At 38.8% G+C, this 14,703-nt stretch carries 14 protein-coding genes and 2 pseudogenes; 1 reads left to right on the top strand and 15 read right to left on the bottom strand.

Annotated elements, in window-relative coordinates; genetic code table 11:
- Positions 1-183 precede the first annotated feature (183 nt).
- The 3 genes and pseudogenes from CYJ36_RS17310 to CYJ36_RS17300 form a co-directional block, all read right to left on the bottom strand.
- Positions 184-555, bottom strand: coding sequence for an MmcQ/YjbR family DNA-binding protein (locus CYJ36_RS17310; protein ID WP_224773366.1), 372 nt, complete (start codon positions 553-555; stop codon positions 184-186).
- 24 nt (positions 556-579) lie between these two features.
- Positions 580-975 (bottom strand): VOC family protein, encoded by a 396-nt coding sequence (locus CYJ36_RS17305; protein ID WP_101568518.1) that lies wholly within the window; start codon positions 973-975, stop codon positions 580-582.
- Between the two features lie 204 nt (positions 976-1,179).
- Positions 1,180-1,467, bottom strand: a pseudogene (locus tag CYJ36_RS17300) (twin-arginine translocase subunit TatC); the annotation flags it as partial.
- A gap of 546 nt (positions 1,468-2,013) precedes the next feature.
- Between CYJ36_RS17300 and CYJ36_RS17295 the strand changes: the two are divergent.
- The gene (locus CYJ36_RS17295) at positions 2,014-2,931 is read left to right on the top strand and encodes a class I SAM-dependent methyltransferase (RefSeq protein ID WP_101568516.1); all 918 of its coding nucleotides are present in this window, start codon (positions 2,014-2,016) and stop codon (positions 2,929-2,931) included.
- Between the two features lie 199 nt (positions 2,932-3,130).
- Here the strand turns inward: CYJ36_RS17295 and CYJ36_RS17290 are convergent.
- The 12 genes and pseudogenes from CYJ36_RS17290 to CYJ36_RS17235 form a co-directional block, all read right to left on the bottom strand.
- Positions 3,131-3,394 (bottom strand): annotated as a pseudogene (locus CYJ36_RS17290) (HAD family hydrolase); the annotation flags it as partial.
- Between the two features lie 74 nt (positions 3,395-3,468).
- Entirely contained in the window at positions 3,469-4,911 is a 1,443-nt protein-coding gene (locus CYJ36_RS17285; RefSeq protein ID WP_101568514.1) for a hypothetical protein, read from the bottom strand.
- Between the two features lie 170 nt (positions 4,912-5,081).
- The gene (locus CYJ36_RS17280; protein ID WP_101568513.1) at positions 5,082-5,999 is read right to left on the bottom strand and encodes an FTR1 family iron permease; all 918 of its coding nucleotides are present in this window, start codon (positions 5,997-5,999) and stop codon (positions 5,082-5,084) included.
- Positions 6,000-6,025: 26 nt separating this feature from the next.
- Positions 6,026-6,778: a hypothetical protein gene (locus CYJ36_RS17275; protein WP_101568512.1), complete on the bottom strand. Its 753-nt coding sequence runs from the start codon at positions 6,776-6,778 to the stop codon at positions 6,026-6,028.
- A 74-nt stretch (positions 6,779-6,852) separates the two neighbouring features.
- Positions 6,853-7,617, bottom strand: coding sequence for a glycosyltransferase family 2 protein (locus CYJ36_RS17270; RefSeq protein WP_101568511.1), 765 nt, complete (start codon positions 7,615-7,617; stop codon positions 6,853-6,855).
- Positions 7,614-9,092, bottom strand: a complete 1,479-nt coding sequence (locus CYJ36_RS17265) for an alkaline phosphatase family protein (RefSeq protein ID WP_101568510.1) — start codon at positions 9,090-9,092, stop codon at positions 7,614-7,616. Before CYJ36_RS17265 ends, CYJ36_RS17270 begins: the two co-directional genes overlap by 4 nt.
- Positions 9,080-10,063 carry a lysylphosphatidylglycerol synthase transmembrane domain-containing protein gene (locus CYJ36_RS17260; RefSeq protein WP_101568509.1) on the bottom strand — a complete coding sequence of 328 codons (984 nt, stop codon included), beginning with the start codon at positions 10,061-10,063 and terminating at the stop codon, positions 9,080-9,082. The genes CYJ36_RS17265 and CYJ36_RS17260 overlap by 13 nt, the downstream gene beginning before the upstream one ends.
- Complete coding sequence (locus tag CYJ36_RS17255; protein WP_101568508.1) at positions 9,987-10,934, bottom strand: NAD-dependent epimerase/dehydratase family protein; 948 nt, start codon at positions 10,932-10,934, stop codon at positions 9,987-9,989. Before CYJ36_RS17255 ends, CYJ36_RS17260 begins: the two co-directional genes overlap by 77 nt.
- Positions 10,935-11,013: 79 nt before the next feature.
- On the bottom strand, positions 11,014-12,207 hold the full coding sequence (locus CYJ36_RS17250) for a hypothetical protein (RefSeq protein ID WP_101568507.1): 1,194 nt from the start codon (positions 12,205-12,207) through the stop codon (positions 11,014-11,016).
- Between the two features lie 664 nt (positions 12,208-12,871).
- A complete protein-coding gene (locus CYJ36_RS17245) occupies positions 12,872-14,008 on the bottom strand; it encodes a zinc-dependent alcohol dehydrogenase (protein WP_101568506.1) in 1,137 nt (378 codons plus the stop codon).
- Between the two features lie 16 nt (positions 14,009-14,024).
- Positions 14,025-14,387 carry a spore coat protein gene (locus CYJ36_RS17240; protein ID WP_101568505.1) on the bottom strand — a complete coding sequence of 121 codons (363 nt, stop codon included), beginning with the start codon at positions 14,385-14,387 and terminating at the stop codon, positions 14,025-14,027.
- A gap of 10 nt (positions 14,388-14,397) precedes the next feature.
- Positions 14,398-14,613 carry a spore coat protein gene (locus tag CYJ36_RS17235; RefSeq protein ID WP_070875034.1) on the bottom strand — a complete coding sequence of 72 codons (216 nt, stop codon included), beginning with the start codon at positions 14,611-14,613 and terminating at the stop codon, positions 14,398-14,400.
- Between the last annotated feature and the right edge of the window lie 90 nt (positions 14,614-14,703).

The following is a 14,703-nucleotide window of genomic DNA, read 5'->3' as shown; positions in this document are numbered from 1 at the left end:
CCTCACTTTAATGAACCCCTACAAATGGATATAAATACGAAAAACCAGATTTCAGAGCTTTTATGTTCGTATATGGACAGGTGAAATCAATTTGGCTTCCCCTGCAGCAAAACTAATGGTCGTTGGTATCTTTTTAAGCTGAAAAAAAACGAAAAGAAAGAAAGGCAGACATTCTGCCTTTCTTTACTTTTTATGTAGCTCTTTCCATTGTTTAACCAGGCGCTTCGGTGCCGCACGTAAATAGGCTTCCTGAATGAGATCGGTCAGTTCATCCCAGTCTTCCCCATCAGGATTTTGAATCGATACCCAGCCATGACGCCCTATATATGGGGTTTTAAAAAAATGCTCTTTCTGCAGCAATAATTCTTGAGTTTCCCGATCTGACTTAAATGACAAGCCAAATCCTTTTTCGCTTTCACCTGATATCACGAATGATTTTCCATTGATTTTAAACGTATTGTGACCGAAACCGTCGATAAGTTCCACAGCTTCGGGCAGGGCAAGACAGATCGTGCGCACTTTTTCAAGCATGCCCTCCGTGTCTAGTGAGTTCATATATACACTCCCCTGTCATGGGTTCTATTTTGCATTTTTATCGGGCTGATGAATTCCGAATGTATTGTCTTCGGTATCAATATAGTATCCCTGCCACGCCATTCCAGGCAGCGCATATTTAGGCATTGCAACCTTGCCGCCATTCTCAAGAATTTTAGCTTCTGTTACATCGTAATTTTCCACACCCATTGTACAAGCGAATCCATTTAAAGGCTGGTTTGCTTCCGGCGAAGCACATTGCCTTTGCATCAAAGCACCATCGATCCCAGGTTCATTCTCATTGCCGGTCACTGCTCCAAAGTAAGGCATTCCTGCATACTCACTCCAATCTTGAAATGACCATCCGAATACCTCTCCATAAAACTTCTTTGCGCGTTCCATGTCATTTACATGAATTTCAAAATGAACTAATCTTCCCATGGATTTACCTCCTAGTTTTTAAACGAATTGACCACTACCTTAAATCATTCCGTGTGATCGCTTACAAGTTCCTATCTCTTATTATAATGCGTAAGGAAATAAATACAATTTTTATCAAAATAGATTTCAGCTGAGAGTAAATCAATGGTTAGAGCCTTCCAGTCATACCTTTTTTGAATGCTATTACACTATGAATTTTCTGCTTTATTCTAAAACCGAAGCAACGGCCGATTCTGAGGAAATCCTTTTTCGATAAACAAATTTACTCAATGTAATACTAAACTCATACAGAATGAGCAATGGAACAGTGACAAGAATATCAGAAATAAAGTCAGGAGGAGTAATCAGCACAGAGACTACAATTAAAAGAAAGTAAGAAATCCTTCTGGCTTTCATTAGTTTCAATGGATTGATGATTCCAAGATGTGTCAAGAACATGACGACAGCCGGCATTTCGAATAAAAAACCAAACGGCAAGGTAAGATTGATTAATAAAAAGATTGATTAATAACAAGATTATAAATATAATAAGTAACTGCCAATGATAATGATTATCATTATTAAAAAGACTTAGTCAAGTATGTTACATATCCCTTCTTAAAAGACCCTGAAGGATCATGTCACAAACTTTTATATACATCTCTTTAGACATATTAATAAGACCCTCACTCTTTTTTTCCTTCAATATCAAACACTATGGCTTATTCAATTGAACTGCCCTATTGCTTAATACCAATTATTTCAAAACCAAACAATTTACACAATACTTTATTACATTAAATAAGGCGCTATCCTTGTTCTGGAAAAGCGCCCGATTGTTGAGCAATATCCTTTATTACTTAAATTAGGATTTCTATCATAATATATAGAAAAATATCTTAATTTCTAAAAGGGAATTTATTAGCTATTATAAAACAAAGCGTTTTTATTGACAGAATTTTTCATTTATGCTATAATTTACAATTAAAATATTTGTATGTATAATAAGATTCTCCTTGCCAGGGGAATCTTATTTTTGTTATATGGGAGGATTAATGTATGAAGAAAAATGAATCAAGTTTAACTTCCTTAATATCAGCCTTTGGTCGAGCATACCACAGTAAATATGACACACCCAAAATTTTTGATGATTTTATATCAAAAGATTTAATTACCCAAAAAGAATTTGCAGATATTCGTGAGAACATGATTAAAGGAATTCAATACTTTAATCATGATATTGCAAAGAAGTTTCAAGATCAGCCAGATGAAATTTTAAAATGGATTACACAAGTCCAACTTTCTCCAACCCCTTTGGCACGTGCTGCCTATTGCGAAAATGTATTATTTCATGAAATGTTGCTAGGTGTTAAACAGTATGTCATTCTAGGAGCAGGATTAGATACTTTTTGTTTCCGGCACCCAGAATTAAACGACAGCTTAGAAATATTTGAAGTTGATTATCCAGCCACACAAGACTTTAAAAAGATAAGGTTAGCAAATGCTGATTATCAAATCCCGGATAATCTTCATTTTGTTTCAATGGATTTCACCAAAGAATTTACTGTTCAAAATCTTGTTGAAAAAGGTTTTATGCCTAATAAAAAAACTTTCTTTAGTCTTTTAGGTGTTTCTTATTATTTAACAAAAGAGGAAAATGCCAACTTGTTTAATAAATTATTTACCAAAGTTCCATTAGGAAGTTCAATCGTTTTTGATTATGCAGACGACAAACTTTTTGAAGAAAAAGGAATATCTAATCGAGTTCAAAATATGGTTCAAATGGTTTCAGCTAGTGGTGAGCCTATGAAATCATGTTTTTCTTATGATGAAATGGAGAAAATGTTAGAAAACTCAGGTTTACTCATTTATGAACATTTATCACCTGTTACTATTAATAATCAATTCTTTCTTAGTCGTACAGACTATTTGTCTGCATTCGAAACAATTCATTACATCCATGCTGTAAAAAAATAATATTTCGGTTAATAACAGACTTACCTCCCAATCTCTTCATATGATTGGGAGGTCTCATTTTTATCTAAGATTTATATATTTTAATTTTTCTTACTATAAGTTATTCAACAATCTGGCCGGATTGCGGAAGATCAATTAATACTTATAAGGCTTACAAGTTATTCCTGATAAGCCCCCGATTTTTTAATAAAACCTTTGTTTAGTAGATGACATTGTATTTTTTTAATGCGAAGGGAATTCCATCTTCACCAGATTTTTTCGTTACGTAATCCGCAACTTTTTTTAACTTTTCGCTGCCATTGCCCATAGCAATTCCTAAACCCACTAGTTTGAGCATATCTATATCATTATCCCCATCACCAAATGCAATAGCTTCTGTTCTATCTAACCCGTAATAATCCAATACTTTCAAGATTGCCAAAGACTTTGATACGTCTTCCTGTAATATATTTAAAACATAAGGAGCTAACTGTATTCATCGTCTTCTAAAGTGTTTGGGAATAATTCCAATACATATCAGCAAGTCTTTCTCTTATTTTATCGTTCCTTGAGCCTGTATAAAACAATATCTCCATAAACAGGATCAAAAAGAGGATTTGAATGAAACTCCTTTATTTTTTCAAGCTGACCCTCTAATTCAATTCCTTGCTTTTCAAATCCTTCGGCAAGATGATTGGTTAGATAAATGCTCTTCCCTTTTTGATAGGATACATCCTTCTGAAAGTAAGGGTATGAGTAGTATCGCTTATGATCATATGGCACAGACAAATAGGATAATACCCTTGTCTCTTCCCATGTATAAACAATTAGAGGCTTCTCCTGCTCCTCTAAGTACTCAGCCATTTGATAGACTGCCGGCATGCTTTTTGCCTGTTCTTTTAAAAGAGGAATGCTGACAGCAAGCTGTAATACAGCAAGCATAATAAAAACAGCGTGCCCTTTTTTTGTTTTTCCTGCCAAAAAGACATAAACGGTAAATAGAAGCAGCATCGTAATCGGAAAAGAATGACGGGGTTTATCGATATTCTGTGCGAACAAGTTCCAGAGAAAATAGACAAGCGTCAAACTCAGCATAAGCTTGTGACTATTGAGATATTCTATCCATGCTTTTCTGCTCAGGCTCATGAAAAACCACAAAATAACACCTGCTCCTGCAGCGATCAAAAGATAGGATTGCGACATCATGCCTGTAAATACAACATTATGCACGATTAATCGGTAAAGCCGTGACCAGACCGGCTCCCCCGACTCCGTAACAGCTCCTCCCCAGGAAGTAAAATGGCCGGCAACAAAGCCATAAGAGAGCTTGATAAATCCAGCCAGGCTGCCTTCATTCATAATGAGTCCAGCAATCCAAATACTTTGAAAAAGCACGGCTGCAAGCGCAAAAGCAGCAATTCTCTTCATACTCTTGCTTTCTTTATAATCCTTGATCCATAAAAAAACGATGGCTAGACCGAATGGAGCGTAAGAAAGACGAATCCCCATTAGAATGCTGAACAGAAAAAGAGGAAGAAGCTTCATCCAAATCGCCTTTTTATTGAATGCAAGATAAACAGCCCATAAATACCACCATAAGACCCCAATGGCAGCCCCTTCAGACATTGGCTGAGCAGAGAGAATCGATAGATAACTGTTCGTTTGAAGAAGCAGGACGGCCATTAATGACGGCAAAGCTCCGATGTACTGTTTTGCTAAAAAATAAATAGGTATGCTAGCAGATAAAACCACGATTTGATTAAAAACGGACAGAGCCTGTGCAGGGTTATCCACCCATATATGTGCAATCATCCCGCCTAAAATGAAATAGGGATAGCCTGGAAAGTGCGGCTGCATGGCGAGCAGGTCATACCTGTTCAGCGCAAGCGCAAAATCAACCTGATCCCATGTTGCAGCAAACGGACTGCTGTATAAAAATCTAAAATAAACAGCTGCGAGCAGGATTGCTGCAGCGCATATTGCTTTGAGGAAAGTGCCCATGCCAAATCTCCCTTGCTAATTAGAAAGCGAAGCCATACAGTTAGCTCCGGCAGACAGATAAAAATCCGGCAGAACAGCTGGGTTTGAATTTATTTTTTGGCCGCTTTTCTATCAATCGCAACATTCCATACTCTCTCTAAAAAAAATACAAGGTAGATCGCCTTGTATTTTTATCCTATACGAGCTTCAGGCTTCAATACTTCTTTAGGTGCTTCTTTATTCGCTTTTACAGGCTTCTTTGTGAAAACCAGCAAATAAATTGTCGCGAAATAGCCTAAATACACAATCACTTCTTCGAGTGAAGGCATCGATGAGTATCCGAGGAAGGCTTTTAGGAAAATGCCAATATCGCCGGACAGCAGCGGCGCTGTTCCGTGATCCCGTAAATAATGAGCATAGTCAATCGGATGCTCAGGCAGCAGCCAAGTAATGTTATAAACGTGCGGCATCACGCTGCCGATTATTTTTAAATCCTGCAGCATGGATATTCCCTGAACGAGAAGACCAGCTGCAATTAGAACGATAAACGCTCCCGTTATTCTAAAGAAAGCTTTAAGCGAAATTTTCATTGTTCCTTTAAAGAACAGGTAGCTGACGAGCGATGCGACAAGAAGGCCTGAGATAGCTCCCCATCCTTGAAGAGCCGCCCCAATGTTTCCGCCTGTAATAGCAGCGAAGAAAAACACCGTTTCTACTCCTTCACGAACAACAACCAAGAATGAATGAATAACCATTCCTATTACACTGCCTGCCGTAACAAAATGATTAATTTTTCCTTCAACAGTCGATTTCATATTTTTGCTGTGCTCAGCCATCCAAAAGACCATTTGAGTCAAAAGAATAGAGGAGATGAAGATGATCGAGATCTTCAAGTACATTTCACTGCCCATTGCCGCAAACCCTGTGAAAACAACTTGAAAAACAAGAGCCACAAGGTAACTCGCAAAGACGGCCAGACCTGCTCCAAGCCAGACGAACTTTACAAATTTTTGATTGTCTGTACGCTTTAAATAAGTTGTAATAATTCCTACAATTAATAATGCTTCCAAAACCTCACGGAATGTAATAAGAAATGCCTGAAGCTGCACGTTCATCCCCTCCTTAAAATATGTGGCTAACGCTTTCTTTTTCTGACTGCATACACGGCGACAAGTGCCAGTACTGCCACTATGATCACAATTGGAAGCCAGTTCTTTAAGCTCGCCAAATCTGTCCAGTCTGTCGTCTCCGAAGCTGTTGATTCCCCTTCTTCAACTGAGAAATGACCAGATGTAAAATCTTTTATTTCAAATTCTTTTTTTAGATCATTTAAAATAATTTCTTTGCTTTTGTTAAATGAATCCTGACTTGCTTCTGATTTCCCGACTCCAAACAATCCTGGATTGCCGAGAGATTCTAATGCTTTGTTGAATTCGTCTCTTATCTCAGTGTCCATCTCTTTGCTGCTCTTTGCTACGCGTGGAGAAAGTGCCTCATAAGTCGCAAATCCTTTTGCAAGCAGCCGTTTGCTTGTATCATAGTCCTTAAAATTCTCATCGACATTTTCAAGGCGGCGGCTGATGTTTAAAGCAAGCAGCTTCTCCATGTTTTGAATGAGCTCTTCTTTATTTTCGTTTTCGATATTCTCCATAATGACCTTTGTTGGCTCCGGTCCCATGTGCATATCAACTTCTTCTTGAACGGTTTTATAGATTTTTTTTGCTTCAGCATAGTCAGGCGGATTTTCATCCAGCTGAACCTGCATATTTTTATAGGCTTCCGCAATTTTTTCTTCATTCGGGTCTCCGTATGAATAAGCAAATGCACTGCTATGTATAGATAAACTGATAAGGATAAGTCCAATAAGTGATAAAAAAGTTTTTTTCATGGTATGCCCTCCCTAAATAATGATAATGATTCTCATTTTTATTGTCAATAAAAAGTAAGAAAATAAAAAATACTCTAGGAGCATTTCTTATTTTCTCTAAACGAATGTAAAACATGTGCATTTTTATTAATGATAACTTTTTCAGCCGGACGCCGCATTTCTTTTAAAATGGCCGGTATGACAGATGAGACATATTTTCTGAATTTGATGAAAGATTGCCCTTCCGTTCTGACCTGATAGGTTATCGGAACCTCCTGCACGCGAAATCCTTTGCGGACAAGGTTCAGAGTGACTACCTGTGCGTAATTATAGTCATGAATAATCTCAGCATGGTCGATTGCCTGGCGGGAAAAAGCTCTCATCCCTGACTGCCCGTCATAAATCCATCTTTTAAGAAGAATCGACTGCAGCAGGGTAAAGCAGTAGTTACCTAATCTGCGGTGCACCTTCATACCTTTAATTGTGCCCAGAAACCTCGATCCCATTGTATAATCCGCTTCACCTGCAAAGATTGGTTCGAGCAGGTTAGGGATCTCATCAGCAGGATATTCATTATCAGCATCGATCATGACCGCAATATCCGCACCAAGCTCATAGCTGTGCATAAGACCGGTGCGAACAGCAGCACCCAAACCTGCATTCTTCTTCAATGAGATAATGTGGTCTGCACCTGCCGCTCTGGCTGTTCTAACGGTATTGTCTGTTGATCCATCATCAATTACAAGCACTTCAACGACCACTTCTTCATGAAAATGGCGCGGTATGTTCTTTATGACAGGACCAATTGACTTTTCCTCATTGTAAGCTGGCAAAAACACGATAACCTTCTGTTTTCTCATTCAACGTTCCCTTCCTTCCGAATGGCCTCAGTAAGCACGGGGCCTCTGCTATGAGATGGATAAGGAGCTCCAAGTAAATAAGCAAGCGTCGGAGCTACAGAGACAAGACTGTGCTTCTCCTCTACCACCTTGCCTTTTTCGACTTTTGGTCCATACATGAAAAATGGCACAATCCGCTCTCCTTCATCAAGATGACCATGACCGCCAATTCCATCAGCCTGTCCATGATCGGCACAAATGATAAAGGTTGTATTCTCAGCTTTCCTGGTCTCTTTTAAATGATCAATAAAGTTTTTGACCAGCTGATCGGCCTCTTTTATTTTTTGAAGATATTCATCATAAAATACGCCCCGGCTGTGTCCCGTCTGATCGGTTGAAATCAGCTGAACAATAAAGAGCTCAGGATCCTGTTCATCCATGATCTGCTTGGCTTTTTCCATGATTTTATAATCCACAACATCATTTTTCATGACAGCCGTGAATGTCTCCACGTCATCTCCGAACGCATCGACTAAATGAGCAACAGCAAGCATCTTTCCTTTTTTCTTAACACGTCTTAGCGAATCAAAGATGCTTTCTGTCCGAACTCCGAATCTCCAGACCATATTTGATTTTATTCCATGTTCAAATGGATAGGTGCCTGTAAACATCGATGAAAAGCAGACAACCGTTCTCGCAGGATAAACCGTCTCCATCTTGGCAAATTCCGTTCCGTTTTTACGCAGATAATCTAAATAGGGTGTTTCCGCTTCTTCAAACCGATCCTTTCTCATTCCATCGATAACAATCACCACAACTTTGTCATTAACGGCTTTTTGAGGCACTTCTGCGTTATGGGTATATGATGAGATCGGTTTTGGCTTCCAGTCAAACAGGAATTTATGCAGGATGACCGTATAAATCAGCAGTGATACATAAAAAATGAGAAGCGAATGCCAGTTAACATCATGTATGGAGCCTCCGTTTGAAAAAATGCTGAAGCAATAATACCAAACAGACAGAATAAGAATAAATTTTGGAAGCTGCTCCTGAGCATTTCCACTGGTAGAATCACTGTTTTTGAGAACCAGCTTCCAAAAACGGGTGAAATTCATCCAGGACGTTCCGATCCGCAAATGATAATAAAAGGTTCCCCAGAAAAAAACCGTGAAAAAGAAATATAGACTAATTGCAAACAAGATAAGTCCGATATTTATCCCTTCGAACACAATTAAATAAGCAATAATAGGAATCCATAAATAATTTCTTAAGAATAATGGAAAATCAAAAAGATAATAAATAACGAACAATGGGACGATAAAAATAAGGGCAACGGCAAAAGCAGTCCAAAAAGAGCCATCCCCTAATAGATAGAAATGAAACAACAAAAAGGTTCCCACTGAAAAAATAGGAGTAAAGGGCTTGCCCTCATTTAATAAATTCCAGCACCAGGCAGCTGTTTTTTCAAACTTCGATGCTTGTTTTACTTTTTCCACTTCAACCTCTCCTTCTTCCTCATAAAATCGTTCAACTCTCTTATTTGAAGAGGCAATAAAAGAAAAGCCGCAATTCCTCCTGCATAAGAGAAAACAAACTTAAATCCATGACTGATCACGGCATATTCATAGGCTTCCTTCATGCTGACTCCCGTTATATTAAGAGCAAATGCCATCACGGTTTCATATGTACCGACGCCCCCGGGTGTGACCTGAAATACCTGCCCGGAAATGGTTACACTGTTAACCCAGATGGCCGCTATAAAAGAAAGACTTTCAGGCGATGCGATACCATAAACTACGAATGCTTCAAAAACCCAGCTTAAAGTGACAAGAAGAATAATGACTGAACCTCGCAGACCGACGAATCCTTGTTTAAATTGGTGAAACTGTCCCCTCAGAAACACTGGAAACTTTATCTTTACTGTGAAAAAAACAGCTGCGGCCGCCATTGCCAAAACCGCGAGGACAGGCAAATTCATCTGTAATTTTCCATACAAGTACAAAAGGCCGGTTCCTGAAAAAACAACAAGAATCAGCATATCAAGCATTCTTAGGACAACCACAGAATGTGCCGCTTGTCCAAGCGTCACTTCTTTATCATTTTTAAATACAGCTGCCCGGACTGCATCTCCGATTTTTAATGGAGATAAATGATTAATGAACAGGCTGTAAAGCAGACCGGCAAGGCATTTTCGAAGAGAAACTTTATTCTGAAGATAAATCCTCCAGGCAAAAGCGCGAAGGACAAAAGCAGCAGAATAAAAAATGATAAGCGCAAGCAAAACAATCGGCTGTTCTAAAAGCGTCATCAGCTGGGCGTATAAAGAGGCCGGCTGAAATACTTTGATGCTTAACCAGATAAACAAAAGGGATAAAGCAATTCCAATAAGCTTAAATAATATCGGGATGTTCCTTAGCCCAGGCAACTGTGTTTTCAAATCCTTCCTTAAAGGATATGGATGGCTCATATCCAATCTTTGATTTTGCTTTGGAAAGGTCTGCCCATGTAGATTTCACATCACCTTTTCTCGCTTTTTTATAATCAAGCACAAGGTTTGGAAAGTGTAATCTCAGCTGATCAATCACCTCGGTCATGGGTACAGGACGTCCAGAACCGAGATTGTAAACCTCACTTGCAGAAGACCCAATCGTAAGAATAATCCCTGTGACAATATCATCAATGTATGTATAATCACGCCCTGTGCCTTTTCCAAAAATGGACAGGCTCTGGTTGTTCATGACTCGTCTTATAAAAGTAGAAAATGCCATATCCGGCCTGCCCCATGGCCCATAGACTGTAAAAAAACGAAGTATATTCATCTGAAATCCATACATGTGCTGATAAGCGTGACATAGAGATTCTGCCCCCATTTTTGAGGCTGCATAAGGGGAGAGAACTCTCCCTGTCACCATATCTTCCGACAGAGGCCTATCAAACTGCTCTCCATAGACAGATGAGGAGGAAGCGAAGATGACATGTTTAACCTGCTGTTCACCTGCACAGGTCATAATATGATTCGTTCCTTGAATATTCGTATCAATATAAACAGATGGATTCTGAAGAGATGGGATGACGCCGGCAAGCGCACCTAAATGGACAATCGCATCAGGCTTCTCCATCTTTATTATGTTCATTAGCCTTTCTCTATCCAGCAAGTCACATTCATAGTAAGGAGCACTGCCGGCTCTATTTACTTGCTCTAATTGAAAAAGCTTTCTGGGATTCGATTCGCCTCGGTCCAGAAAGTCCAGCAGAATAGGCTGCTTTCCGCTCTTCAGAAGTCGAATGGCGAGATGGCTGCCGATAAAGCCTGCTCCGCCTGTAATAAGTATTTTCATATTTGCTCCTTAAACCTTGCGTTTTTGTGTAAAAAGAAGGAACCCTGTCCGCAAACAAGGCTCCTTCTTTTATAACATATTATTTTGCTTTTTCAATGAGATTATTTAAACTCTCTTCTAAAAGCGGCATGTACTGATCTGCAGCTTCTTTATCATTCGCTTTTGCAGCTTCTAAATAGCCTTGAGCATTTTTTGTAAGCTTTGATGTTTCTTCTTCACCAAGAATCGCTGTTATGTCATTTTCAATAATGTTAATGAATAATGCGCCTTCAATCGCTGTAATAGATCCTTTTTCCTCACCGAAAGCTTCTTTGCTTTCTTCATACTCATGAAGAGCGATCTTAGCAAAGCCTCGTACAAAAGCTTTGTTGATCTTATCTGCATCAAGTGTTTTTGCATCTGTCTGCAAATCAAGCTGTTTCAAAATGTAATCAGCATCTTCTGCTGCATGCTTTTGCAGGTATGGATAAATGGATTGATAAAACGCCCATCCTTCAGCCTGTTCAATCTTTGCTTCTGTTTCATCCGTTTTAGCCGCTTCGGATGCCTTTGTTGCATATCCGTTCGGCAAAGCACCGACTGCATAATAGAAGGTCTTCATTAATGTTTTATCAACAACTTGTTTTCCAAGTGAGAAAGAAAGCTTATCTTCGCTTTCAATTGCTGCTTTCATTTCATCGAAACCGCCTGAGATGACATCCTTCATATTCGATTCATATGCAGCATCCCTTTTCACAACCGTTCCTTCAATGGCTCCATAAAAACTCATTGCTTCTTCATATTCTTCCATCACTTCATCTTTATTGCCCCAGTTTTCATCGATTTCTGTGAACTCATGGCGCATAGTCTGGAAAAATTCTTTTTGCATCAATTTATCAAATAACTGTCTTACTACGATCGGATTCATCTCTTCATTTTTTCCTGCTTCTAATGCAGCTGTAATGGTTTGGTCGATTTGCTCTCCAAATTCCTCATCACGCTGTTTTACCATTGTTTGAAGCCCGCTTTTATATAATTCTTCTACTTTTGAAAAATCCACTGCTTGATTTTCTTTTGCTTTATCAAGCTCAGCAACAGCATCCGTATACGCTTTCACAACAGCCTCAGGCTCTGAAGATGCTTCTTTTTCGGTTGTTTGTTCTGTGTCTGACTTAACCTGTTCTTCGGTACTGGCTTTTTCTTCTTTGTCTTTCGATGCAGTTTCTTTTGAACAACCACTGATTAGTAGTGATGATGCAAGTGCTGCAGATAGAATCGTCCACTTTAATGACATACTGGTTTCCCCCTGAATTGTCGTTGATAATGGTTTTCAATAAGTTCTCCGTCATTATAATAGAGAACGATTCTCATTGTCAATATAATTTTGATTGTCTGTGAATGGATTGATTCCCTATTTCAAAGTTTTCAGCCATTTTCTCTGCCTGAAACCGCATTTATACACCGTTGATAAATCACCGTCTGCTCACGCTCATGTGCGCCTGATGGTTATAAAAGGTGGAGTTTTATGTAACCTTTTATTCAATTAAATGGCCCGTTTGTTGAAGATCGTTATAGTTTAAGTACAATGTTTCACAAAGTTTCTTTATGAGGAATAATTTTACACATTCGCTCTGCTGTCCTTCAAGAAATCAAGGATATTCAACAATACCTTTAACCATAATGATTATCGGTAATTTATAAATCATTGATTCAACAAAAAAGACGATGGATGATCACCGCCTTAAATGATTGTTTTATCCTTCTGTAAATTTATTCTTGAAATAAAGGTAATCAACCTTATGTTTTGTGGCCATTAGTTGTGATGCAAGTATTGCGGTATAGATAGTTGTTAATAGTATGCCAATAACTGCTATCCCAAATAATGAGTCCTTGTTATTCAAAATAACAACCTCCATTTCTAAAAGAATATATAGGAATTCATCTTTGATTTATTCAATTTAAGGTTTTAGAATGACTTTTATACAATTATCGGTCCTTGTGTCAAAAACTTCGTATCCATGCTTTGCCTGGTCTAATGGAAGAACATGTGTAATTACATCACCAATATCAACCTTTCCTTCAGATATAAGATTGTAAAGAAAAGGCATATACGGAATAACTGGGGCCTGACCCGTTTTAATGTCAACATTTCTTTGGAAGATGTCTCCTAACGGGAAACCATTATAACGTCCCCCATAAACACCGGTAATTTGGATGGTCCCAGCTTTGCGTACAGCCTGTGACGCAATGACAAGCCCGCCCATTGCACCGCCATGAAGCTTCATTCCGGATGCAAGATATTCAAGAGGCGTCATCTTGCCGCTCATACCTGAACAATCAATAACGATATCTGCTCCGCCTTGTGTTATCTCTCTTAAATATTCGCCAACGTTTTCATGTTCTTCAAAATTTACAGTCTCCACTTTATTGGTCCGTTTCGCATGCTCAAGCCGGTAATTGAGGTAATCGACCGCAATAACTCGCTCAGCACCTTTAAACCAGGCAAATTTTTGAGCAAGGAGACCTACTGGACCACATCCTAAAACGATGACAGTATCACCAGCTTTGACACCAGAGTGATCTACACTCCAATAAGCTGTTGAGGCTGCATCTGCAAGTAACACTAACTTTTCATCTTCTACTTCGCAGTTCTCCGGTAATTTGAATGGAGTAAAGTTTCCATATGGAACACGCATATATTCAGCTTGTCCGCCAGCAAATCCACCGGTTGTTTCTGAATATCCAAAGAAACCGCCCATTTCACCATGAGGGTTTGAATTATCACATTGGCTGGTTAAGTCATGGTTACAGTACCAGCAATGCCCGCAGCTTACATTAAAGGGAATAATTACCCGATCCCCTTTTTTCAATTTTGTTACTTCCGGTCCAACTTCTTCGACTACCCCCATCGGTTCATGGCCTATTACGTAATCAGTTGGCATATTGGGAATCATTTGATGAATCAAATGCAAATCGGATCCGCATATAGCAGAAGTTGTTATTTTTACAATGATATCATCGCCATTTTTAATTTTTGGGTCTTTTACTTCTTTAACCTGGACATTTTTATTCCCCTGGTACGTGACAGCTTTCATTTTTCTCTAACCTCCCTTATTTATTAGGCGTTGCGAACATTCCAAGTCTATCCGTATCATTCGGGAATAAGTTCATCCCGGCAATCATTAAAGCATTGTCTGCAGATTTAAGATCCAACTCAACTTGCTTGCCAACATCGTTCGGATATAACCAGCCCTTGCTTATCATCAATTCAGAAATCTCGGTGTGTAAATCAATAGATAGTTCCATTTGCCTGTATAATGCCTCTCTTAACTCCAGGCTAGCTGTTTCAGTTAACGCAATGGCATATGTATGAATGCCCGTTTTAACTGAAAGAAGAAACTCCAATGCAATGCCCGAATCTGCCATTTCTGGCATATGTTCAGCCCCTTGGGGATCCAAATAATCCATTTCCATTTTTTTCACCTCATTCTATATAATTGGTTCTTGCCCCTTTATAAAATTCTTTAAGTTCATTTATCGCTGCAATTGACTGTTGAACATTTTTTTCCATCAGTGCTTTTAAATCATTATCGAAACAAAGACCCTGCATAAGCTTTGATTTCAATAAGCATACAGTTTGCAGGTTTAATACCTCATGTGTTTCCATTGTTTCATGATAAGCCAAGCTTTTCTTTTCCATGACTTCACCTCCCTCTATAAATATTGATATATCAACGGTTTGACCCGTTGGTGGGATGTCAAAAAAATATTTTTCGACAAACACCCTAAC

Origin of the sequence: Bacillus sp. UMB0893, assembly GCF_002858905.1 — a bacterium.
GTDB lineage: Bacteria > Bacillota > Bacilli > Bacillales > Bacillaceae > Bacillus_P.
This window is presented reverse-complemented; position numbering and strand designations above follow the sequence as displayed.